Raw genomic sequence first — 24,158 nt, 5'->3', positions numbered from 1 at the left:
AAGTTCAACGCTATAATTTGAATTGCGCAATGTCTTCCACCACCTATGTTTTTCCTCCACGAAAGGCTGAAATTGCCAATAGCATCACTCATGCATTCGGCATTATTTTCAGTGTGATAGCGGTTTTTCTGCTATTTCGAAGTACCGCCATGATCTCCGAAACCCGTTTCGGCATTCTGGCGTTTGCCTTTTGCATGTTCGAAATGTATAGTGTTTCAACAATCTACCATTGGGTAAAACCGATAAAGTTGAAAACAACTTTACGCTTATTCGATCATATCTCCATCTATTTTCTGATAGCAGGAACGTACACTCCGTTTATATTGCTCTGTTTGCAAGGTTCCCTCAAATGGGTATTACTCTCCGTCATTTGGGGTATTGTGATCTTAGGAATTGTATACAAACTGGTGTGGTGGAAAAAACACCCCAAATTATCGCTCTACATTTACCTTGCAATGGGATGGATCATTGTTTTTTTCATCCGACCGGTATATGAAGCTTTATCTCTCGAAGGCTTTCTGTGGCTTATTGCCGGAGGAGTTCTTTATAGTATCGGGACAATCTTCTATGCCAACCGCAAACCCTTGTATAATCATGCCGTTTGGCATTTGTTTGTGCTTGGCGGGAGCGCCTGTCATTTCATTTCAATCCTGACGATCTGAAATTATTCAACAAGACCAACGATATCAAGACTAATTATCTGATGTAAAGAAAGTTAAAGAAACACCGTAAAACAGGGTGCTTTGGTGATTTAATCTAAAAGAAATCTTAGACGATAAATAATTTTCTTCTATTGCATAATAATTCAACGTATTATGTGTATCTTTGCACCATCATTGAACAACAAGTCCGGGTTTATTCGCTATTCAATCCACTTCATCTTAGATTAGGATTATTAATAGAGTTTCTTTCTCTGCCTTTCTTTTCAATAACAAATCAAATTTTATTTAATCCTAATTTCAAAATGAACATTTTTGTAGCAAAATTAAGCTTCAACGTAAACAGCGCTGAACTTGGAGAACTTTTTACCGAATTTGGCGAAGTAACTTCCGCAACTGTAATCACAGACAAAATGACCGGCCGTTCAAAAGGTTTCGGTTTTGTTGAAATGCCGGACAACGATGCAGCTAAAGTCGCTATCAGCAAATTGGATGGTGCTGAAGTTGACGGTCGTCCTATTGCCGTTTCAGAAGCACGTCCTCGCGAAGAACGTCCTTACGGCGAACGTCGTCAGGGTGGTTTCGGTGGTGGTAACCGTGGAGGTGGTTACGGTGACCGTTCCAGAAGATATTAATCGTAAGATATTGATATTGAGAAATGCCTTTACTTTTTGTAGAGGCATTTTTTTTTGATTATCCGCTAGAGATTCTAACACGATCAAATATTCAGAATAACCGGGCAGCTTAATTCACCATCGCGTAATCAGAAAATCTTCATTTCAAAAATTCGTTATAAACTCACTGATTTAAGCATAAATATGTACTTTTGCAATCGTTTTTCGATAGCAACAATTACCTATGATAAATATGAAGAAACTAATTTCAATTTTCACTCTGCTGATTTGCATGGTAGCCATCTCAGCATTCGCTCAAAAAAGAGCCTTCACCATTGCCGATTTGTATAAAATAAAAGGTGTGGAAAGTCTGTCAATTTCTCCCGACGGAAATCGCATTGCTTTTGCAGAAAGAAGCTACGATCTCCCCAAAGGAAAAACATTTACCAACGTTTACGTGATGAATACCGAAGGTACCAACAAGGTTGCAATTACTACCAACGGAAAAGCTAACGAACCTTTCTGGAGTAGCGATAATAAGAATCTTTATTTCGTCTCTTCCGAAAGCGGCACACCACAGGTTTACCGTTATTCGTTTGCTGACGCAAAAACAGAAAAGCTTACCGATTTTTCGATGGGCATTGGCGGACCGGTTTTGTCGCCCGATAACCAACTGATCGCATTCACGGCTGACGTATATCCCGAATGTGGTGCCGACAGCCGTGCAAATGCCATTGCCGACTCGCTGGCTACCAACGGTCCTACTCAGGCTTATCTGGCCGACCACCTGTTGTTCCGCCACTGGACATCCTACTCTGAAGGAAAATGCTCACACATCATCATCTATAATATTGCAAAACAAACATACACAGACCTTACTCCGGGCAATTTTGTTTCTCCGATTTTTATGCTGGGCGGAGGCATCGGCTTTAATTTCTCTCCCGACAGCAAAGAATTGTGCTTCGTTTCCAATCACACCGATCATCCCGAAGCCAACACCAATGCCGATATGTTTTTAATTCCGGTTACAGGCGGACAAGCGGTAAACATAACGAAAGAAAACACAGCCTGGGACGGTTCGCCCATCTATTCGCCCGATGGCAAGTACATTGCTTACCGCAAACAACTGGTACCGGGACATGAATCGGATCGTTTCCGTCTGGCCCTCTACAACCGCCAAACGGGCACTTCCGAAATCATCACCGACGCATTCGACAACTGGGTGACCGATTTCAAATGGAGTGCAGACTCGAAGTCTATCTATTTTGCGGGCGACGTAACCGGCAACCAACCGATCTACAAAATTGACATTGCATCAAAAAAGATCACTCCGGTTAGCGGAGACAAAGCTACCTTTGCTTTTGATCTCGATAACAAAGGCAACATTTACTATACCGCCAGTTCTACCGGCAAACCAGTTGCTCTTTATCGCCAGAACCTTGCCAAAGGCAAAACCACACAGATTACCTTCCTCAACGAAGAGTTGGAGAACGCCGTGGATATCCGTCCGTCCGACACACTTTGGGTAGCCGGAGCCGACGGTCGCAAACTGGAAGTGTTTATCGTGAAACCACACAATTTCGATCCGAACAAGAAATATCCGTTGATCCTCAATGTTCATGGCGGTCCGCAAAGCCAGTGGATGAACTCATTCCGCGGCGACTGGCAGGTATATCCCGGCGCTGGTTACGTGGTGGCCTACCCCAACCCGCACGGTTCTACCGGTTACGGACAGGAATATACCACTTCCATCTCGGGCGACTGGGGTGGCAAACCGTTTATAGACCTGATGAAAGTAACTGATGCACTGGCAAATCTTTCGTATGTGGACTCTACCCGCATGGGTGCCATGGGATGGTCGTACGGCGGCTACATGATGAACTGGTTTCAGGCACAAACCAAACGATTCAAATGCCTGGCCTCAATGATGGGCTTGTTCGATCTGGAATCGATGTGGGGAACAACCGAAGAAGTTTGGTTCCCGAATTTCGACCTGAAGGGTCAACCCTGGAATTCAAACTTGTACAAGAAATGGTCTCCCTCGGAATACGTGAAGAACTTTGCTACTCCGACCCTGATTATCACCGGCCAACTTGACTTCCGGGTATCGTACAACCAAAGTCTGCAATACTTCACCACCCTGCAAACGCTGAATATCCCGTCGCGCCTCATCATTCTGAAAAATGACGGGCACTGGCCTAACACAGTAAAATCGATGCCGCTCTACTACGATGCGCACCTCGACTGGTTCCACAAATATCTGGGTGGCGATCCGGCACCGTATGACGTGGACAAACTGGTAAAAAACCAGGTATTCAACACGAAATAGCATCATTCTCATTCTACCGAGCAGATTAAATTATCCTGTAATCAGCAGATATAAAATACTTTATATATATATCGCGGCACAAACATTCTATACGCCAATGAAATTTTAAGTAATGAGACATATTTTTCTCTCAATTATTTGCAAAACATCAAAAAACATTATACCTTTGCATAAGAATTATCGCCCTTAGGTGGGAAAAACTAAGGCTTACCCTCTGCTTGTCAGAGGGTTTATTTTTATATGGGAACAGAACAAGAAAAACAAAAAGTCATTGTTTATATCGATGGATTTAATTTCTACTATGGACTAAAATCTCCAAAGTGGAAAAAGTATTATTGGCTTGACATCGTAAAGCTGTTCGAATCTTTTATGCGTCCCAATCAAGAACTCATTGCTGTCAAATACTTTTCTGCAAGACCTACAGATATTGGCAAAAGCAAAAGACAAGATGCTTTTTTTCAAGCCAACAAAGAAAACCCCAAATTTAAACTTATTTTAGGCAAATACCTCAAAAAGGAAATTGAGTGTTTCAAATGCCATAATATTATACACACCTACGAAGAAAAAGAATCCGATGTGAGAATAGCCACTCAAATTGTGGCTGATGCTTATCAAAAAAACTGCGATGTTTCTATCGTTGTTTCCGCAGATAGTGATATGGTTCCTGCAATAGAACTAGCAAAAGAAGCCAACCATAGAGTATTTATTTACTTTCCTCCTAATCAATATTCCAATAATCTTGCTACTTGTGGAAGTGGAACAATCCTGCAACTGCAACGATATGAAGTTCGATTTAAACATGCTCTTCTACCTGAGACTGTACATTTAGGACAAAGCAATTTTGATATTACAATTCCTGCTGCATGGAAAGCATACAAATAAATTTCATAAGGATCTTACCCTTAGGCTCTGAGAAATAGGCAAAATATATTTGTCTATTTTCGTTTTATAATCGATACAATCCTATCAGCTGACGAATAAGATGTCACGCTCACTTATCTCTACGCAACAATCCGCAAACAAAACTCTTTGGTACGACAACCTTCGGGTGATTGCCGCCATCGGGGTGATCGGCATCCACGTTTCGTCGGATTACCAACCATCGTCCGGTTCTATCTCAGAATACAACTTCTGGATTGGTAATATTTTCGACAGCCTGTCGCGTTTCAGCGTGCCGGTTTTCGTGATGTTGTCGGGCGCACTGCTTTTGTCAAAAGAGTATCCTATCGGTGTATTTCTAAAGAAGAGATTGATGCGATTGGTGATTCCATTCCTCTTCTGGAGCTGCATCTACATCGCCAAATCGCTTTGGGATATGCACGACGAAGGCGTTCTACTGACGCCCTACTCCATTGCACGAGAGATTTTCGTACAGTTCCGCGACGGCAGTTCGCTTCACTTCTGGTATATCTACATGATTGTCGGTGTCTATCTCTTTATTCCCATCATCGGGAAATGGGTGCGCAACAGTACGGAGAAAGAACAACTCTATTTTTTGGGGATATGGGCTTTCACTATCGTTTTCGGACAACCAATACTTGAGAAACTGAAACCGGATATTGAGTTGAGTTATTTCAGCGGATTTCTCGGCTATCTGGTGCTGGGTTATTATCTCAACAAGAAAAATTTCAAAAGCCGGAGGCAACAAAACACACTGGCTCTGAGCTTCCTGTTTGCCGGATTACTGTCGACCATCGCCGGCACCTACCTCATCTTGCGGGTCCAACACGAGTATGCCTCCACCTTTTATGAATGTCTTTCTCCCAACATTTTACTCTATTCCATGGGTATGTTTCTTCTATTGAAAGACAAAGATATCCGTTTCCGGCCGTTGGTAAAGGTGCGTGATTTTATTTGCCGCTACAGCTACGGCATCTTTTTGGTGCATGTGCTTATTTTCTTCCAGCTTGGAGATTACGGCATCAACTGGCAACTTTTCAATCCCCTTATCGGCATTCCGGTCACCATTCTGGTTTGCCTCGTTATCTCGTCGGCCATTATCTTTGTGGTCAATAAGCTTCCTTACGGAAAATATATTTCGGGGTAACATCCATAACCATCAAGAAATGAAGGAAAATTCAGGAGTAACATAACGACCCAAAGAGCCCTCTTTTTAAAACAACAAAGCCGCAGATCAAGTTACCTGCGGCTTTGTTGTATAAAGAGAAACCGATTAATAGTAAACCGGAGTCGGATTTTCGCGATTGGTGTTATCTACCGGGCGAACCGTCGGACGGGCATCGACCCATTCGGAAACAACTCCACCAAGGGTTCTGTTGAGCAGCACCACCTTGATAGGATAATAACCTGCTGTAAGTGGGACGGTAATATCTGTCTTAGCATTTTTCTTCATTCCCGGATTTGCGATCAACAGCTTATCGCCTAAGAAAAATTGATCGCCGAGGCAATGGAGAATGTAAGAACCATCCTTTTCAACATAGATGTAACCCTCAAAAATAGCAGCGCCACCAGCCTGTTCCTTTTTCTTTAGTTTGAAAAAGTCGTTCAAAGTGGTTACCACGGTATCTTTCCAGTTGGTCACCGATGCCAGTTGTGCTACCGTTTTGAAATCGCCGTCCTTTACAAAACGCATCTTCATTCCTTTTTGCAAACCATCTACTTTCTCAACTCCTCTATAAGGTTCAACCTTGGTTAGTTGGATAGTTCGCACCGGACTCAGTTTGCCCTGAGGCAACACACTCCTGAGTTTTACGACAGAAGATTTATCGATAGTAATCGGCTGGCTATACACGGCTGATGCGGCTGTAGGTTCAGAACCGTCAAGCGTATAAACCATTTTCACCGGGCGGTTACTGGTGAACGGCAGAGTCACTTTATCCTTAAATTGAATGTAGTTCATATTACCTTCCGGCATCGGAATGTAATAGTTGATGTTGTGATAGTCCCAACGCACTTGTTGATCATCAAGACGTTTGATAAAATCATCCACATTTTTGTTAGCTTTCTGCGTCCAACCCACTTCGGCAATAGCAGGCACTCGTGGAAATAACTGAAACTCGATCTGGTTAGGCTCATACATATACTCTTGCCAGAGATTTCCCTGTAAGCCTAACACATGATGCGATTTATCAGCTGCAATGGCTTTTGGAATCGGATCGTAACCATAGACGTTCTGTAAGGTAGAAAAGCCACCAATTTTCAACTGTTCGCACAGCAAATCGCCCTGATAATGGTCGAGATAAACATATCCGGTGGGAGTCATCACCACATCATGACCGGCATTGGCAGCATCGATACCACCCTGCTCACCTCTCCACGACATAATCATTGCACTCGGAGCAACACCACCTTCGAGGATTTCGTCCCAACCGAAAAGACGTTTGCCTTTAGTAGCAAGGTACTTTTCCATCTTCTTGGTGAAATAGCTCTGCAGTTCCATTTCGTTTTTCAGACCCTCTTTTTTCATTAAAGCCTGACATTTTGGACATTCATGCCAACGCACCTTCGGACATTCGTCACCACCAATATGGACATATTTAGAAGGGAATAATGCGCAAACTTCGTCAAGGACATTGCAAAAGAATTTATAGGTATCTTCATTACCGACACAGAACACATCGTCTTCTACGCCCCAGATGGTACGAGGCTCGAAAGGACCGCCGGTGCAGGAGAGCTCCGGATAAGCAGCAAGAGCAGCAAGAGCATGACCCGGCATTTCAATCTCAGGAATAATCTCGATGTTGCGAGCAGCAGCGTATTTGATAACATCTTTGATCTGTTCCTGTGTATAGAAACCACCGTAAGGTTTACCGTCATCAATACGGTTGGATCCTATTTCAGTCAGCTTCGGATAACGTTTGATTTCGATACGCCATGCCTGGTCTTCGGTGAAGTGCCAGTGAAACTTATTGATTTTGTACATGGCAAACATATCGAGCATTTTCTTTATTTCGTCGATCGTACTGAAATGACGGCAGCAGTCGAGCAGCACACCGCGATACGAGAAACGGGGCACATCTGTAATTAAAACACAAGGCACCTTCCAGGCGGCAGCTGTTTTTGTTTTGCTTTCCACTTGCGGAGGCAACAGTTGCAGCAACGATTGAGCGCCATAGTACAACCCGTTTTGAGTAGCGGCCTCAATACTGATTTTATTCTTTTCCACTACCAAACGATAGCCTTCTTGTCCGAGTTCGCTGCTTTTTACCAAAGCAAATACGATAGCAGCTTTTTGTCCGGCTTTATTATTTTGCAACGTGATCCCGGCTGCAGAAGCCAGTTTTTTTACCAACAGGTTTTTTCCTCTGCAATCGGGCGGAGCCTGTATTGTCATCCCGCTTTTAAAAACGAAGTCACCGTCATTCACGGTAATCTGATTTGGTTTCGGGATAATGGCAATGTTAGATTCTCCCGCCATACAATGAGTTGAAAAAAATAGCACACTGATTATCAACCCCAGCAATTTCAAGTTTTTCATCATCAACAATTTAATCAGGTTATATAGTTATAAAATTCAAATTCAAAGTTGAATGTTGGACTCCAACTACTTCAATCCATCAAATATGGTTCAGCATTTTGCTGCGCGCCAACATGCAGGCCCCCATAACGCCTACATCGTCGCCAAGTTTGGTAAGCCGCACCACGGTATCTTTATTCACCAGATTGAGCGAATATTTCCGAATGGCTGACCGAAGAGGCAACAGCAGGTAATCGCCAACCATAGAAAGTCCGCCTCCAATCACGACCAGTTCGGGATTGAAAATATTGATCAGACCTGCAATGTGTTTGCCCAGCGTTGAAGCCACGTATTCCACCATTTCTATGGCCAATACGTCGTCGTGAAGAGTGGCTGCCACAATATCTTCCATAGTAACACTATTCTGTCTGAATTTTTCCTCCAGACTGGTAGTACTGCCGTTTTCGATCTTCTCCTTTATCATCCGGTAGATAGCCTGCCCCGAAGCTTCGGTTTCAAGACATCCTTTTTTCCCGCAATGGCAAAGAACTTCGTTATCGGCCGCATGGAAGTGTCCAAATTCGCCGGAGAAACCCGAACGGCCGTAATAAAGTTGTCCGTTCAGAATCATACCCAGCCCAAGACCCCAGCTGACATTGACGAACAGAAGATTTTTCTCACCGTTGGTTGCACACATATACTCGCCATAGGCCATCGCGCGTGAGTCGTTGTCAACGCTTACCGGACAACCGATGCGTTCCTCTATTTTTTGAGACATCGGAGTTTCGTCGAAATAGAAAAAACTGTAGCTATAGCCCGACTCAGAATTGACACGACCCGAAATATTGATCGCCACATTTTTTATCTTCTCTTTCGGCACACCTACTTTGGAGATAAAATTCTGGATAATCACACAAAGCTGATCAAGGCTTGCCGGTGTATTTTCGAGTAAGAAAGGAATATCGTGCTTCACTTTGATAACCTCTCCCTTGAAATTTGTCAGCGCCACATTCACCCGAAAACGACGAATATCCACTCCCACAAAATAGCAAGCTTCAGGGTTCAGTCCGTAAACACTCGGACGACGACCTCCATTGGTCTCCTGTTTACCGGAATCCACCACAAAACCCTCGTCCTGCAATTCACCCAACAATTTGGTAATGGTAGGCACACTCATATCCATCTCTTTTGCGATTTCAGCAATAGGAAGATCACCCTGATCGATAAAGGTGTTGATGATAGCCTTCTTGTTAAGCGCATTTTTGCTGGACGATTCCAGATCTGTCAGAAAACTTTTTGACATAGTATTCTATTTCGAATTTAAGATTTCAAAATTAGAGATAATGAGGCAATTATCCTATTTTATTACAAACACTTTTTTCAGGAGGTATTCTGCCGAATTTTTACCAATGCAGAGCGAATACTGTCCGTTGTAAATCTTCCATTTATGGGTTTTCAGATCCCATTTCTGCAGGTCTGCAACAGGAATCGACAGGGTAAATGTTGAGCTTCCACCCTTTTCCACCGTCTGTTTTTTGAAGGCTTTCAACTCTTTCAGCGGCATCCGTTCCACGCCCGGATATTCGATATAGGCCTGTAACACTTCATCTGAAGTGTAGTTACCAACGTTCTTTACCGTTACGGAAAACTGAATCGAATCTTTAACCGTATATTTTTCTTTGGGCTGTTGAGCCCATTCGTAATCAAACTTCGTATAACTCAATCCGTAACCGAACGGATAAGCAGGAGTTCCCTTGAAATAACGATAAGTGCGACCCTGCATGGCATAACTGGTAAAATCGGGCAGATCGTTTACTGATTTATAAAAAGTAAGCGGCAAACGTCCGGAAGGAGAAACTTTGCCAAACAAGATATCGGCAAGCGCATTACCACCTTGTTCGCCCGGATACCAGGCAAGAATAATAGCATCACAATAAGGTTCGATAGCAGTCACATCTACAGCACTACCGGATGTGACCACTGCAATGATTGGTTTGTTATGAGCCGCACGAAGCTTCTTCATAAACAAAATCTGAGCTTCGGGCAAACTCAAGGTTGTTTTATCTCCATTGGTTTGCGACAAAAACGCATCACCTTCTTCCCCTTCGAGCAATGGCGACAAGCCAATGACAGCTACGGTCAAATCGCAGCATTGCGAAGTCCAGATACCTCCGAAATGAAGTGTATCGGCATTATCGCAACCCTGATCGTACTGCACGGCACAGCCCGGTCCGGCAGCCTTGGCGATTCCTTCTGTAAAGGTAACCAAATTCCCATTTATCCCATGATAATTTCCGACCAAAGCTTCAACAGAAGCACTATTAACACCGGTAACCAGCATCGATGCATATTTCTCTTTTGCAATAGGAAGCACTCCGTTATTTTTCAGCAGCACCATCGTCTGCGTGGCCGCTTTACGGGCTAGCGCAATGTGCGCTACATTATTGATGCTATCCTGGCCATAAGAGGCGTATTTGTTGAACGGGCTCGAATCAAGCAATCCGAGCTTCATCTGTGTTTTAAGCGTATTGTACAAAGCGCTATCTACCGAAGCCGGAGTCAACAGCTTCTGATTGATGGCTTTCATCACATCCTCCTGCAAAATATTGGCACAGTCCATGTTAACTCCGGCACGCACGGCAGCAGCGGCTACCTCTACCCGTGTCGGAATGGTTTTATGACGAGCCCAAATATCGTCAAGAGCCCAGCAGTCGGTTACCACCTGACGGTCAAATTTCCACTCTTTCCGCAAAATATCCTGAAGCAGTGTATTGCCGGTACAACATGGCTCTCCGTTCAGCCGGTTATAACCACACATCACCGACTCAACTCCTGCATCGATCAGTTTTTTGAAAGCATATAGATACGTTTCCCGCAAATCCTTTTCATCGACCACTGCATTGAAACTATGACGTAAAGCCTCTGGACCACTGTGAGCAGCAAAGTGTTTGGCACAAGCCGCTGTTTTCAGGAAATGAGGATCGTCACCTTGCAGCCCCTTGATGAAAGCAACTCCCATATTGGCAGTCAGAAATGGGTCTTCCCCATAGGTTTCCTGTCCACGTCCCCAACGCGGATCACGAAAAATATTGATATTGGGAGTCCAGAAATTTAATCCCATGTATTGATTATGACGATTCATGGCAATGGCAACGTTGTATTTAGCACGGCCTTCGGTGGAGATTGCAGAAGCCACCTGATTGAGCAAGGGCGTATTGAACGAAGCTGCCATGCCGATAGCCTGCGGAAAAACGGTTGCCTCGCCACTACGTGCCAATCCATGCAAAGCCTCGTTCCACCAGTTATAGGCCGGTATTTGCAGTCGGTCAATACCCGGAGAGACATAACCGAGTAACGAAATTTTCTCTTCCAGCGTAAGTGTTTGAAGCAAGTTTTTGACGCGCTGATCATACGGCAACGATGTGTCGCGAAATGGGAATTTAGTCTGAGCAAAGCCTGTCTGCACGAAACAGATTATCAATAGAATAAAGGAAAACCGCTTATTTATTTTCATCATATTGTTTGTTTTTTACCATTAAGGAATTAAGAGCTTTAAGTCGAAACTCAATGCATCTTAACTCCTTAATGTTTTATTTTCTTCGGATCTCGTAATCGTTTATTGAATTATTGTACCGATATGGTTTGTTTCTGCACATTCCAACCTTCAACCGTCACTTTACCCTTTTCGGTTCCGTTGTACTCAAGACGAATAGTTTTGGAAGTTCCGGGAAGTACGGTTACATAATTGTCGTCATAGAATACCGGCATCAAGCGTTTGCCCGTAGACGGATCGACTAAGGAAATGCGATTGAAGAAAGCCAGCGGATTGCCTGCCGGATTCTCCATCTTCACTTCAATGGTATTGCCCGACACACGATGAGCAGAGACAGACAGGTCTGCTTTTTTCATCTGCTGCAAACCGCTATAATTTCCGTTAGCATCGGGTAACCAGTAGATATTTTCACTCAAAATAGCCTGTTTTGCATCTACGATTTGTAGTTTCACAAAAACACCCTTTTCGGCTCTCAGTTTATCCATGTTTGGTTTGATGGACAAGTATGGCTGCACTGTAGTCGGACTAAGTTCCAGCATCAGATTGGTTTCCGGAGTTTCTTTGCCATCTAGGTCAAAATAAGAGATTTTCAACATCACATCGTGGTAGGGATGGAAAGTGTTATTCACAATCATCACCATGCCATCTACCGGATTGCACATCACATGTAATGGTTCACTACCGTTTCGAAGTCCATACAGACAAGCATTTACATCGAGATAATAATCGTACATCTGTCCACGAAGCGCTGTCCACGGATTTTGCGTTTTCCAGATAATGAAACCGGTGTACCAGTCCCAACTGTGAGCGCTGAAGCCTTCGGCCAATGCACGGTACTGATCATAGTTTACCAACTGCGCAATATCACCAAACTCTTTAATATTCTTTGGATTGCCATACAGCGAAATCCAGTTACCATAACCAATATCTTTGTGGTAATCCCAAACCGAATCGATTTTGTTATTCGCATAATCGGGAACTGCCTGATTTTCTTTCGGAAGAAAACGTTCGAGAGATTCGGCATCACCAGTCCCTACCGAACCCACTTCAGAATTGAACGGGAAAGTGCGGTAACTCCAGAAAGTTTTCGGATCCTGGATGGTATAAGGGCCATCGCCGTTTCCTCCTATCGAGTTGTACGACATCTTATCGCTGTTGGAATAGGGGAAGAAATAACGGGTGCCGTCCAGTTTCGGGAGGATAGAATCCTGCAACGGCAGCAAAATATCTGCCGGAGGCGGGATTTCGTTACCACCGCACCAGATAGCCAATGAGGCGTGATTACGGATCATCTTCACCATGTCGGCCATCGATTTAAGCGACAACGCGTGATCGTCAGGATATTTGCGGCGTGTCCACTGGTCTTCACTCTTCATGGGGTCTACCCAGCGACCGTTGCAGTCGCCCGAGAACCAGAAGTCCTGGAATACCAGCATTCCGTATTTGTCGCAAGCTGCATAAAATTCAGGACGTTCGATAATAGCACCACCCCAAATACGAATCAGGTTGAGGTTCATATCGCGATGAAATCGGATTTCGGCATCGTAACGCTCAGGAGAGAATCGAAGCATTTCGTCGGAAATAATCCAGTTACCGCCTTTGATGAATATTTTCTGACCGTTAACCTCAAACTGCATGCTACGGGTATGGTCGTTCCATACAGGGGTAATTTCACGCACTCCGACTTTCACTTCAGTATCGTCCAATACTTTTCCATCAGCAGTTACAAAGCGAAATTTCAGATCGTACAACGGATGAGCTCCATACATGTTAGGCCACCAAAGTTTCGGATTTTTCAGCGTAAAATCAGCAAGTTTCACTTCGGTGGTTCCGTTTGCTGCCAACACAGCCGATTGTTTCACAGTCTGACCATCGATGGTATATTCCACAGTTCCGCGGATGGCTTTTGCCTGCGGATTTTCCACTTCAACAGTTGCCTTGATAATAGCCGGTTCCTGTGATTTTGCTTCCGGATCGCGTTTACCCGGCACCAATGTAATAATGTGCGGATTGCGCAATACCAGGCCGTGTGTTTTTTCTATTGTCACCTTGTCCCAGATACCGGTATTGCGGTCGCGGATAGGCTGAATCCAGTCCCAACCAGCGGTGTACTGATGAGTCAAATTTTTGGCAATGCGACCGTCACCACCCTGGCCTCCGTTGGGATTGCCCACCGGATCGGGAGGAAATACGATGACTGCCAAACGGTTGTTGCCGTCTTTTGCCAACAATGAAGTGATGTTGTACGACTGGCGCAGTTCCATCCCGAAGTGACGTTCTTTGTTCACCCGTTTACCGTTCAGAAAAATATCGCAGGCGTAATTGACACCGCGCAGATTGAGGTAAACCTGATCACTGCCGGCAGCAGGCATCTCTTTGAACTCTTTCACAAACCAATAGGTGTAATAATCACGTCCGGTATAATAGATATCCTTGATTTTGTTGTTGTTCATACCAAAGAACGGATCGGGCACCTGCTTGTTGTTAAGCATAGTGGTGAGTACGGTACCCGGCACGGTAGCCGGCTGCCAGTCGTTCAACGCATAGCCCGACAGACTGAGCTGTTCGCCCGTCACCGACACTTGCTTCATATTTTGACATTTCCAGCCACTTTTCAGTTCGTACTGCTCATGAGCAAAAGCTGTTACGAAGAAAAAAGCAAGCAGAAAAAGTGAAATTAATTGCTTCATAGGTTTTAAATAAAATCAATGCACACGAAATACGCTGATTGTACAGATATACTCGAAGGATTCGTACATTCAGGGTATTCCGCATGCTTAAAAATTAATATACTTTCGATTGCGGACGATCTTCCGGTTTTGCACCAAAATTCTTATTTGGTTGGTCTCCCATTACAAACTCCAGAGTTCCGCCAGCCATAATTTCTTTATAAGTGATAAACGACCGACTATAGGGTTTGCCATTGAGTTTTACCGACTGAATATAAATATTGGTAGCGCCTGGCTTACGAACATTGATAGCAAATTTTTTCCCGGCAGGCAAAACAAACGATGCTTTGTCGAACAACGGAGAGCCGAAAACGAAACATCCGCTGGCAGGATTTACCTGATAAAAGCCGAGTGACGAAAGAATATACCAGGCCGACATCTGGCCACAGTCTTCGTTTCCGCTCAAACCGGCTGGCTGATCGTGATATTCGTTATTCAGTATATAATTTACCTTTTCGGCGGTTTTCCACTGTTGACCTGCAAAAGCGTACAAATAAGTGATGTGGTGACTCGGTTCGTTACCGTGAGCATACTGGCCAATTAGCCCCGAAATATCGGGAGAGGCATTATCCCCCATATCGCCCTGCACGATAAACAGGCTATCCAACTTTTGCACGAACGGTTTCTCTCCTCCGAAAAGAGAAATCAGGCCTTCCACATCCTGCGGAACCAACCAGGTGTACTGCCATGCATTTCCTTCAGTATAATCGCCCCATTCGTGAATCGATTTGAACGGATCGAGAGGTTCGCGGAATTTTCCATTATCCAGTTTCGGACGCATAAAACCTGTTTTCGGATCAAAGTATTCGGTATAAGCTTTTGCCCGTTTTGCATAATACTCATAATCGCTTTGCTTTCCGAGTTTTTGAGCCAATTGAGCAATTGCCCAGTCGGAAAGAGCATATTCCAGTGCCTTGGAAACTGATTCTTTTTCTTTATCGGCAGGAATATAACCTTTGGCTTTAATATAGTTCATCCCGTAATCGTCGCGCATAGACGAAGCTTTCATTGCTTCCAGCGCCAACTGCGGATCAATACCTTTGAATCCCTTAAAAATAGCATCAGCAACAACCGGAACTGCCGGATAACCAACCATACAGTCGGTCTCGGAACCCATCAACGGCCAGATTGGTAATTTACCCTGTTGTTTGTAAATGGCCAGCAGCGATTTCACCATATCTGAAACCCGGCCGGGCTGAATCAAAGTATACATCGGCTGACAAGCACGATAGGTATCCCAAAGAGAGAATACAGTATAGTTGTTGAATCCCGGATTCTTGTACACTTCTTTGTCGGTTCCCCGATAATCTCTATTATGGTCATTAAACAAAATTGGAGACGTAAACGTATGATACAATGCTGTATAAAAAGTACGGAGCTGGTGTTCGTCTTTCGTTTCAACGCTCACGCGTCCCAATTCCTTGTTCCATTTGGAATAAGCATTATCCACTACCTGTTTGAAATTCCAGGCTGGGGCTTCAGCCGCAATGTTTGCTAAAGCATTCTCTTCGCTCACAGGAGAAACACCGATTTTCATCATAATCACTTCCCCTTCGTCCGTTCGGTAGTTAATAACCAAAGCTGCAGAGTCACCTTCCAAAACGTCACCTGTTTTAGCATTCATACCGTCGAACAATAACGCAGCATCGGCTGGGCGCGACAGTTTGATTGCAAAATAGAGGCGTTGATCTTTCGACCATCCGGTTGAGAATCGATAACCTGTATATGTAGAAGCGTCTACTTTTTTGATGAACGTCTTCACCGGTTTGTCCCAGCCAATGCCCATTGCCAGATTAATACCGATATGAGCCTCAGCCGACTGCGGGAAAGTATATTTATGAAAAGCGACACGTTCGGTTGCCGACATTTCAGCATTAATCAGATATTGCCGAAGATTTACCGAAAAATAACCGGGCTTTGCGATCTCATCTTTGTGTGTATATTTGGTTGCCCAACCTGACAATGGAGCTTTCTCTGTGCCCGGAGCAAACTGTACCTGGCCTGTATAAGGCATCACCAGAATATCCCCCAAATCGCCGATACCTGTTCCATTCAGGTGCAACTGCGAGAATCCGGTCAGGATGCTGTCGGAATAGTGATAACCGGAACACCAGTCCCAACCTTTCACATAATTAGTCGGACCTACCTGTACCGCCCCAAACGGCACATGGGCACCCAAAAATACATGGCCGTGATCGCCTGTACCAATATAAGGATCAACATACCGCGCAACATCCCTTGTTTGCGCCTTTCCGCTCTGCAATGCTGCAAACAGCAGAATCGTAATAAATAGCAAACTCTTTTTCATCATCATGTGTTTATTGTGTTTTAATTCAGTCAAAGTATTATTCAAGCTGACAAAAGAGCCTTGTGATCTTTCGCGACTTTGATAATCAGCTCACCAAACAAGGTATTGGCCCATGCAAACCACGGACGCGTAAACCTGGAGGCATCGTCTTTATGGAAAGTTTCGTGCATAAATCCGGTATCGGCATCAGTTGCCACCAACGTTTTCAGACACTTTCCTATCTCCTGTTCGTTGGTCGAAGTCAGCGCCTGCATGATAAAACTCATCGGCCAGATCCAATCAAGACCCACGTGCGGCCCCCCAATACCAGCAGCTGCTTTTCCCGAGAAGAAATAGGGATTGTCGCTGCTCAACACCAAACGGCGTGTATTCTGATAAACAGGATTGGTAACCTTTATAAATGAACAAAGGTAAGGTAAGCCGAGCAGGTTAGGCACATTGGCATCATCCATAAATACATGACCGCCAAAACCATCCACCTCGTAAGCATACACTTTTCCGTATTTTGGATGAGTGGCAACTCCATATTTATCGACTGCCGCCAGCACTTCTTTTGCAAGTGCCGAACATTTGGCTGCAAAGGTCAGATCACCGGTTACTTTTGTCGAAATTTCGGCCAACTGATTCAACGATTCAACGGCAAACAGGTTGGACGGAATCAGGAAACTAAAGAGCGTTGAGTCGTCCGACGGACGGAAGGAAGAGCAAATCAGCCCGACCGGTTTTATCGGACTGCCGAAGCCTTTGTTGAGTACCGTATCGCTCTGTTTATCGGTGTCGCGGGTAAACGAGTAGGGCGTATCCATCGTTCCGTTTTTACGCTGTTGTTCTACAAATGTTTCGTAGATGCGTTTAACGGCATTGCGCCAGTCGGTATCAAACATAGCCGTATTGCCGGTCTGTTTCCAGTAATAATATGCCAGACGAACGGTATAGCAAAGTGAATCGATTTCCCACTTGCGCTCGTGCAATTCGGGAATCATCTTGGTATGGTCTTTGTCCCATTCGCTGCCGGTTGCCTCTTTATTGAAGGCATTGGCATACGGATCAAGGTTGATGCAAAAGCTCTGACGACGGATAATTCCTTCAATCATCAGGCTCAGTTGGCTGTCTTTGGATGCCAGTGGCAAATAAGGAAATACCTGTGCCGACGAGTCGCGCAACCACATGGCATGAATATCGCCGGTGATGACAAAAGTATCGGGTTTGCCGTTTTTCATGGCAAATTCCACCGTTGTATCGAGCGTGTTGGGATAGCAATTCTCGAACATCCATGCCAGTTTCGGATTTTTGATCTGAGGTTTTATCTTCGCAATCTCCTCTTCCACGGCTTTGGAGGTAAAGTTACGTTTAGCAAGCTCCGGACGTTTGCTCACATAGGTTAGTCCGGCAGCATCTTTTGATGACATTGTTCCGGCAAAAAGGGAACGGCTCATAGCCAAACCTGCCAATGCAAGGCCTCCCGAACGTAAAAAATCTCTGCGTGAACTCATAAATTAGGTATAAGGGATTAGGTATATGGTAAAAGTAATTTGATAGTTATTTCTGATGCTTTGTCAATGACGAAGGTATGTCAGATTCTAAAGTTCCCCGCTTTGTATTGGGAGTGTCACTCATTTGCAGTTTGAAAGTTCCTCCGTCACGTATCTGATCGAATGTCAGATAGTTTTTCGTGAAATTCTTTCCATTCAACGTCGCATTCTGAATGTAGACATTCTCCTGACTATTATTAGAGGCATCAATAACAAATCGTTTCCCATTTTCGAGTGTGATAGTGGCCTTTTTGAACAATGGACTGCCCAGCGCATATTCGTTGGTTCCGGGACAAACCGGATAAAAGCCAAGTGCAGAAAAGACATACCATGCCGACATCTGTCCGTTGTCCTCATCACCACAATAGCCCTTCGAACCTGAATTGTAGAGTTTGTCCATCACATTGCGAAGGTGGTATTGAGCCCGCCAGGGTTTATTCAGATAGTCAAAAAGATAAACCGCATGGTGAATCGGTTCGTTGCCATGACCGTACTGCCCCATATTGAGCGCGGCCATCTCTGCCATTTCGTGAATCACAAAACCGTAGGTACCCACTTTGAACGTATTCGGAGCCTGAAACATTGAATCGAGCAGAAAAGCCATTTTTTCATGTCCTCCCATCAATTGCGACAAACCTTCCGGATCGTGCATCGCGCTCCAGTTGTAGTGCCATGCCGAACCTTCGGTAAAAGGACCGCCCCACTCCGTAGCATCGAAAGGACGACGCCATTCGCCCCTGGCATTGCGTCCATTCATAAAACCAGCCTCCTTGTCGAAAACATTGCGGTAATTCAAGGCACGTTTGGCATAGATATCAGCAGTCGGTTTGTCGCCGGTTGCTTTTGCCAACTGATAGATGCACCAATCGTCGTAAGCATACTCCAAGGTACGGGCCGAAGCCTCGTGATATTCGGGATAAGGCACATAACCCAGTTCATTGTACTCTTTGAATCCATTGCGCCCCACCGTGGAGATCGGACCCTGATTGTTGGCTGTATGAGTCATCGCCTGCAATGCCTCTTTCGGATCGAACGAACGAATACCCTTCATCCAGGCATCGGTAAGCAGCGAAACGGAATTATTGCCCACCATGCATTCGCGGTGACCCGGACTGGCCCACTCGGGCAGCCAGCCACCTTCTCGATAGGCATTGATAAGAGCTGACGTAATTTCGGCACTGATATGTGGATAAACCAGTGTAAATAGAGGATGAACAGCACGGAAAGTATCCCAAAAACCGTTGTCGGTATACATGTAGCCATCGTGTATTTTACCATCATACGGGCTGTAATGCACCGTTTTTCCCTGCGCATCCAGTTCGTAAAACTTACGAGGAAAAAGCAAGGTGCGGTAGAGACACGAATAGAAAGTGGATTCCTGTTCGGTGGTAGCTCCGCTGATTTCCAACTTATTCAGTAAAGTATTCCACGTCTGTTGTGCTTGGTTCTTTACCCCATCAAATGAAGTAGTACCGATTTCACGTTGGAGGTTGAGTTGTGCTTGTGCATTGCTGATAAACGATGACGCCGTGCGGATAGTGAGCGCTTTGCCTTTGGTATCGAATTTCAGGTAAGCATACAGATGATCGTCGGACGCGCTCTGAGCCTTCGAATATTGTTTTTCGCCATAATAGAGTCCATAATCGGCAATTGGCTGATCGAATTCAATAACAATATAATTTGCAAAGTTGGAAGGGACTCCACCGCTGTTGTTTTTTACAAAACCGGTAATCTTCCGCCCTGAAGGATCGATGGTAAGACTTCCGCCTCCATTATAGGCATCAATTACAATGTATTGTGCCTCATTGTCCGGAAAAGAAACTCGAAGAGAAGCAGCACGTTCGGTCGGAGCAATTTCGGTAGTAATTCCATTATCAAATTTCACGCTGTAATAGTAAGGCTTTGCCGTTTCGTTCGCATGAGTGTAAGCTGCACCTCTCTTTTTGTCTGCGTAAACCAAAGCATCAACTTCCGGCATGATCGAGAATGTGCCATAATCGTTAATCCAGGGACTGGGTTGATGTGTTTGCCGGAATCCACAAATCGTTTTTTGTGCGTAGGAATACATCCATCCGTCACGATTGGCTCCGGTTTGAGGACTCCAGAAATTCATTCCCCAAGGCAAAGCAATAGCCGGGTAAGTATTTCCGTATGAAAATGCATAGGTCGACTCGGTTCCCATCAACGGATTGACCTTATCGGCAGGATTTGCCGAAAACAGTGGTTTGCTTGCTGCTAAAACAAGCAATAAAAATATATTTTTAAACTTCATTACCTTCATCAATAAATAATCAAACTGCACATTTATAATGACTTCCAAATATAAACATTATATAACAATCTATATCTCACCTAAAGACAATAAACTACTTGAAAACTGTGAGTGATTGTACAAAAAATCAAAAAACCGGAAGCGGGCTTCCCCAAAATTAGCCTGACTAACACTCAGCAAAGATGAGTTTCGTCATGAAGATTATATTAATTACCTTCCGCTTCCGGTTAAACCCAAATTAATCAATAGAAAAATTTATGTTGATTAATCGACGATTTTTGCAGATTACCTGCAAAAATGTCGGGGTTAACCCTGACAAAAATATTATTTTTCGTCAGCCCTTCGGGCAAATTCCGCTATTGCGGAATTTGGGTTAAATCCGTAAAACAGCTACACAATCTCTTGCCTTACGGATTATTTGAGAGCACATCCAACACAGGTTGCTCCACGCTCTTGACAACAGATGGAACATTGTCATTCTGTTGCTCGAAAATTACAATTTGGTTGGTACCATTAATTAACCAGCAACCCGGCAAATAAAGGGTTTGCTGAGGTCCTACTTTCCAATAGCGCCCCAAATTATGCCCGTTTACAAAAACAATTCCTTTGCCCCAGCCTCTCATATCCAGAAACATATCTCCGGCTTTATCCACGCTGAACGAAGAAGAGTAGATTGCTGGCAAGCCGGATTTTGCAGGCGTTGCATTCGCTACAATTTCAGGCGTTTTATCCATCGGAATTTTGTACATCTCCCAGTTGCCTGTGATTTCAAAATCATTTATTTTCACGGCCGAAATAATGCCCTTGGTATTGTTAGGGATTTCAGCACCATAGTTGATGCGCCCCATATTTTCCACCAGAATATCGAGTCGTCCGTTGAATGGAATATTTACCTCCAGATCGAATTGATTGTTCTGCCGGTTGAGTTCTCCCACCTTTTTGCCGTTCACATACACCAACGCATAATCGCGAATGCCCGGAATCGTCATTTTTCCGTTCAACGGTTGTGTAAAACGTTTACTGTAGAGCACATAGCCACTCCCCTGCCCCAACTGTTCGAACGACATCGGCGTATCGTTGTAAACCGGCTTGATCGATTTTTTCCAATCGAACAGATTCGTGCTTTTCTCGAATTTGATATCAGGCACGGTTATAACCGGAATACGGGCCGGAATTTCAGGCACAGGATAGTTCACCGATTTTTTTATCAACTCACGCAAAGCCATATATTTGGGTGTTGCCCAACCGGCTTCGCTAATCGGAGCATCGTAATCGTAACTGGTAATATCGGGTTGAATGGCGTGCTCTTCGTTGTAGTTTGCTCCTGCTGTAAATCCAAAATTGGTTCCGCCATGAATCATGTAAAAGCTGAAGCTGATTCCGTTTTGCAGGTATTTCTCTGCCTGCTTCACCGTCTGATCCGGCTCGATATGAGTAAATGGCTCCGCCCAATGGTCGATCCACCCGGGATAAAACTCGGCCACCATGTAAGGACCGCCGGGATAGTGTTTGTCAACGCTCTTCTTGAGGTTATCGATATTATCTTCGCCGTTGGCCGTTGGCAAAACGCCTTCTATTGCGCCATTGTCGAACAACCAGGAGCCGTCGGAAGTAAACATCGGTGCATCAAAACCGGCATCTTTCAGCATTTTCATCACCGACAGGTAATACTGGCGATGCTGTTCACGCGGAATATCTGTTCGTTGCGACATGTAAGAGCCAAATTCATTCTCTACCTGCACCATAATAATCGGACCGCCGTGTGTTACCTGCAGGTTACGCACCTGTTCGGCCAGCTTGTTGACATATACCTTGCACGAATCGAGAAATGGCTGATTATTGCGGATCGCAATGTTTTTATTGTTCTGCAACCACCACGGGTAGCCTCCGAATTCCCATTCGGCACAAACATACGGCCCGGGACGCAAGATCACAAAGAGACCTACCTCCTGAGCAGTCTTTATATATTGAGCCAAATCGCGGTTCTCCGACTTAAAATCCCAAACACCGGGAGCCGTATTGTGATAGTTCCAGAAAACACAGGTCGACACCGCATTCAATCCCATTGCTTTCATCATCTGCATCCGGTGACGCCAGTATTCTTTGGGCACACGTGGGTAGTGCATCTCTCCGGAATGGATTTGAACAGCTTTCCCGTCGTACAAAAATTGTCCGTTGGCAATCTGAAATGTATGGGACTTCTTTTGAGCAAAACCGACAGAAGCACCGGCCAACACCATGAGTATTAAAACGGTTATTTTCTTCAACATAAAGAGGTTATAGTTTTGAGAATTAATAGATTTCTATAGCCGAAATTACCGGACAAGCTTTAGAGCCTGTAATGTTTACTCTTACCTTGTCGGTTGTTACCGGATCGAGTTGTAAGATGCGTTTATGCCCAATGGTAGTTTCGTCTGCCACTTTTGTCCATTGTCCGTTTTTATTTACTTCAACATTAAAGGTTTTGACGCGCTGGCCTAGTTTAATGTATTCTTTCAGAACAACATACTTCACTGTCTCTGCTTTTTTAAAATCCAGTTCAATGGTACCCGTAGTCATATTATCATCTGTTGCCCAGTAGGTTTCTTTGTTATTGTCGGTAAGGTTTGCCCTACCATAAAGCTTCGATTTTCCACGTACAGAGCTTACCTTCACTTTTGCAGTACGCGCCAGATCAGTTCTGAACTCACGGTCGAGCAAAGCCCGGAATCCTTCAAGTGCTTTCACATCATTTGCGTGAAACATTCCCCGACGATCGGGTGGCACATTGAGCAACATCAACGATCCACGACCCACTGTTTTCATATAGATATCAAACAGCTTTTCGGGTGTCTTCACCAAACTATCTTCCTTGGCATGATAAAACCATCCCGGACGAATGGAAATATCCGACTCTGCTGGAATCCAGCTGGTTCCATTTTCGGCACCAGTGCCCAGCAACGTTTCAACTCCGGTTTTACCGGCATATAACGTATCTGGCGTAATCGTGTTCCAGTTCGTAGTGCTGACACGGCCTTCTTCATTACCACACCAGCGCACGCCGGGACCTGCATCACTAAAGAAAATGATATTGGGTTCCATACTCCGAACCAGCTTCAGCGTATTAGGCCAGTCGTAATAGTTGGTTTTATCCACGTTGCGTGTTTCGTTGGCACCACCGTAATAACCCGAACCACCGTTGGCTCCATCAAACCACATTTCGAAAACCGGCCCGTAGGTGGTAAACAATTCTTTCAATTGATTGCGGTAATACTCTATATATGAAGGCTGTCCGTAGTCGGCCCGATTACGATCCCAGGGAGAGAGATAAACGCCGAATTTCACCTGTTGTTTCTTACATTCGTCGGATAAATCCTTTACGATATCACCTTTTCCATTTTTATACGGACTGTTTTTGATAGAGTGTTCGGTATATTTCGAAGGCCAAAGGCAAAAGCCGTCATGGTGTTTGCAGGTAAGAATAATTCCTTTGAAACCGGCTTTTTTCAACACCGACACCCACTGATCGGCATGAACACCGGAAGGATTAAAAACTGATTCTTTTTCGCTACCGAGGCCCCATTCCAAATCGGTAAACGTATTTGTTGTAAAGTGAATAAACGCATTCAGTTCCATATCGTGCCAAGCAAGCTGGGCATTGGAAGGTATCGGTAGCACCGGAGTTGGTGGAGCAACATTTTTCCGGGCTGAAACTGAGAAAGCCAGTATCAAAAAGGCCAACATCCAAAAATTCTTCATTGATTAG

Annotated in this window: 14 protein-coding genes; 5 read left to right on the top strand and 9 right to left on the bottom strand. The window is 44.5% G+C overall.

Annotation, left to right across the window (positions count from 1 at the left end; translation table 11 throughout):
* Positions 1-29: 29 nt before the first annotated feature.
* From F8N35_RS14495 to F8N35_RS14475, 5 genes are all read left to right on the top strand, one after another.
* Positions 30-662 carry a hemolysin III family protein gene (locus F8N35_RS14495; protein WP_293054551.1) on the top strand — a complete coding sequence of 211 codons (633 nt, stop codon included), beginning with the start codon at positions 30-32 and terminating at the stop codon, positions 660-662.
* Positions 663-964: 302 nt separating this feature from the next.
* The gene (locus tag F8N35_RS14490) at positions 965-1,294 is read left to right on the top strand and encodes an RNA-binding protein (RefSeq protein WP_293054548.1); all 330 of its coding nucleotides are present in this window, start codon (positions 965-967) and stop codon (positions 1,292-1,294) included.
* A 232-nt stretch (positions 1,295-1,526) separates the two neighbouring features.
* A complete protein-coding gene (locus F8N35_RS14485) occupies positions 1,527-3,602 on the top strand; it encodes a S9 family peptidase (RefSeq protein ID WP_293054545.1) in 2,076 nt (691 codons plus the stop codon).
* A 240-nt stretch (positions 3,603-3,842) separates the two neighbouring features.
* Positions 3,843-4,484 carry an NYN domain-containing protein gene (locus F8N35_RS14480; RefSeq protein ID WP_293054544.1) on the top strand — a complete coding sequence of 214 codons (642 nt, stop codon included), beginning with the start codon at positions 3,843-3,845 and terminating at the stop codon, positions 4,482-4,484.
* Positions 4,485-4,584: 100 nt separating this feature from the next.
* A complete protein-coding gene (locus F8N35_RS14475) occupies positions 4,585-5,649 on the top strand; it encodes an acyltransferase family protein (RefSeq protein ID WP_293054542.1) in 1,065 nt (354 codons plus the stop codon).
* 126 nt (positions 5,650-5,775) lie between these two features.
* On the opposite strand, the gene F8N35_RS14470 is transcribed toward F8N35_RS14475, so the two are convergent.
* From F8N35_RS14470 to F8N35_RS14430, 9 genes are all read right to left on the bottom strand, one after another.
* Positions 5,776-7,980: a family 20 glycosylhydrolase gene (locus F8N35_RS14470; RefSeq protein WP_293054540.1), complete on the bottom strand. Its 2,205-nt coding sequence runs from the start codon at positions 7,978-7,980 to the stop codon at positions 5,776-5,778.
* Between the two features lie 139 nt (positions 7,981-8,119).
* On the bottom strand, positions 8,120-9,322 hold the full coding sequence (locus tag F8N35_RS14465; RefSeq protein WP_293054538.1) for an ROK family transcriptional regulator: 1,203 nt from the start codon (positions 9,320-9,322) through the stop codon (positions 8,120-8,122).
* A 54-nt stretch (positions 9,323-9,376) separates the two neighbouring features.
* Positions 9,377-11,536, bottom strand: coding sequence for a glycoside hydrolase family 3 N-terminal domain-containing protein (locus F8N35_RS14460; RefSeq protein WP_293054536.1), 2,160 nt, complete (start codon positions 11,534-11,536; stop codon positions 9,377-9,379).
* 107 nt (positions 11,537-11,643) lie between these two features.
* Positions 11,644-14,262 carry a glycoside hydrolase family 2 TIM barrel-domain containing protein gene (locus tag F8N35_RS14455; RefSeq protein ID WP_293054533.1) on the bottom strand — a complete coding sequence of 873 codons (2,619 nt, stop codon included), beginning with the start codon at positions 14,260-14,262 and terminating at the stop codon, positions 11,644-11,646.
* A gap of 94 nt (positions 14,263-14,356) precedes the next feature.
* On the bottom strand, positions 14,357-16,615 hold the full coding sequence (locus F8N35_RS14450; RefSeq protein WP_293054530.1) for a GH92 family glycosyl hydrolase: 2,259 nt from the start codon (positions 16,613-16,615) through the stop codon (positions 14,357-14,359).
* A gap of 35 nt (positions 16,616-16,650) precedes the next feature.
* Positions 16,651-18,102 (bottom strand): glycoside hydrolase family 125 protein, encoded by a 1,452-nt coding sequence (locus tag F8N35_RS14445; protein WP_293054527.1) that lies wholly within the window; start codon positions 18,100-18,102, stop codon positions 16,651-16,653.
* A gap of 46 nt (positions 18,103-18,148) precedes the next feature.
* Entirely contained in the window at positions 18,149-20,422 is a 2,274-nt protein-coding gene (locus F8N35_RS14440; RefSeq protein WP_293054593.1) for a GH92 family glycosyl hydrolase, read from the bottom strand.
* A 398-nt stretch (positions 20,423-20,820) separates the two neighbouring features.
* Positions 20,821-22,683 (bottom strand): beta-galactosidase family protein, encoded by a 1,863-nt coding sequence (locus F8N35_RS14435; RefSeq protein WP_293054525.1) that lies wholly within the window; start codon positions 22,681-22,683, stop codon positions 20,821-20,823.
* Between the two features lie 22 nt (positions 22,684-22,705).
* Positions 22,706-24,151, bottom strand: coding sequence for an alpha-L-fucosidase (locus F8N35_RS14430; protein ID WP_293054522.1), 1,446 nt, complete (start codon positions 24,149-24,151; stop codon positions 22,706-22,708).
* Positions 24,152-24,158 lie beyond the last annotated feature (7 nt).

Source organism: Paludibacter sp. (genome assembly GCF_009712605.1).
Taxonomy (GTDB): Bacteria; Bacteroidota; Bacteroidia; order Bacteroidales; family Paludibacteraceae; genus Microbacter.
The sequence above is the reverse complement of the archived record's forward strand: the minus strand, read 5'-3'. Positions and strand labels throughout refer to the sequence as shown.

What these genes read in the sequence shown, in the direction of transcription:
- F8N35_RS14485 (WP_293054545.1), top strand. Translation starts at nt 1,527, where the DNA reads ATGAAGAAACTAATTTCAATTTTCACTCTGCTGATTTGCATGGTAGCC.
- F8N35_RS14470 (WP_293054540.1), bottom strand. Translation starts at nt 7,980, where the DNA reads ATGGCGGGAGAATCTAACATTGCCATTATCCCGAAACCAAATCAGATT.
- F8N35_RS14445 (WP_293054527.1), bottom strand. Translation starts at nt 18,102, where the DNA reads ATGAGTTCACGCAGAGATTTTTTACGTTCGGGAGGCCTTGCATTGGCA.
- F8N35_RS14435 (WP_293054525.1), bottom strand. Translation starts at nt 22,683, where the DNA reads ATGTTGAAGAAAATAACCGTTTTAATACTCATGGTGTTGGCCGGTGCT.
- F8N35_RS14430 (WP_293054522.1), bottom strand. Translation starts at nt 24,151, where the DNA reads ATGAAGAATTTTTGGATGTTGGCCTTTTTGATACTGGCTTTCTCAGTT.
- F8N35_RS14460 (WP_293054536.1), bottom strand. Translation starts at nt 11,536, where the DNA reads ATGATGAAAATAAATAAGCGGTTTTCCTTTATTCTATTGATAATCTGT.
- F8N35_RS14490 (WP_293054548.1), top strand. Translation starts at nt 965, where the DNA reads ATGAACATTTTTGTAGCAAAATTAAGCTTCAACGTAAACAGCGCTGAA.
- F8N35_RS14450 (WP_293054530.1), bottom strand. Translation starts at nt 16,615, where the DNA reads ATGATGATGAAAAAGAGTTTGCTATTTATTACGATTCTGCTGTTTGCA.
- F8N35_RS14475 (WP_293054542.1), top strand. Translation starts at nt 4,585, where the DNA reads ATGTCACGCTCACTTATCTCTACGCAACAATCCGCAAACAAAACTCTT.
- F8N35_RS14495 (WP_293054551.1), top strand. Translation starts at nt 30, where the DNA reads ATGTCTTCCACCACCTATGTTTTTCCTCCACGAAAGGCTGAAATTGCC.
- F8N35_RS14465 (WP_293054538.1), bottom strand. Translation starts at nt 9,322, where the DNA reads ATGTCAAAAAGTTTTCTGACAGATCTGGAATCGTCCAGCAAAAATGCG.
- F8N35_RS14455 (WP_293054533.1), bottom strand. Translation starts at nt 14,262, where the DNA reads ATGAAGCAATTAATTTCACTTTTTCTGCTTGCTTTTTTCTTCGTAACA.
- F8N35_RS14480 (WP_293054544.1), top strand. Translation starts at nt 3,843, where the DNA reads ATGGGAACAGAACAAGAAAAACAAAAAGTCATTGTTTATATCGATGGA.
- F8N35_RS14440 (WP_293054593.1), bottom strand. Translation starts at nt 20,422, where the DNA reads ATGAAGGTAATGAAGTTTAAAAATATATTTTTATTGCTTGTTTTAGCA.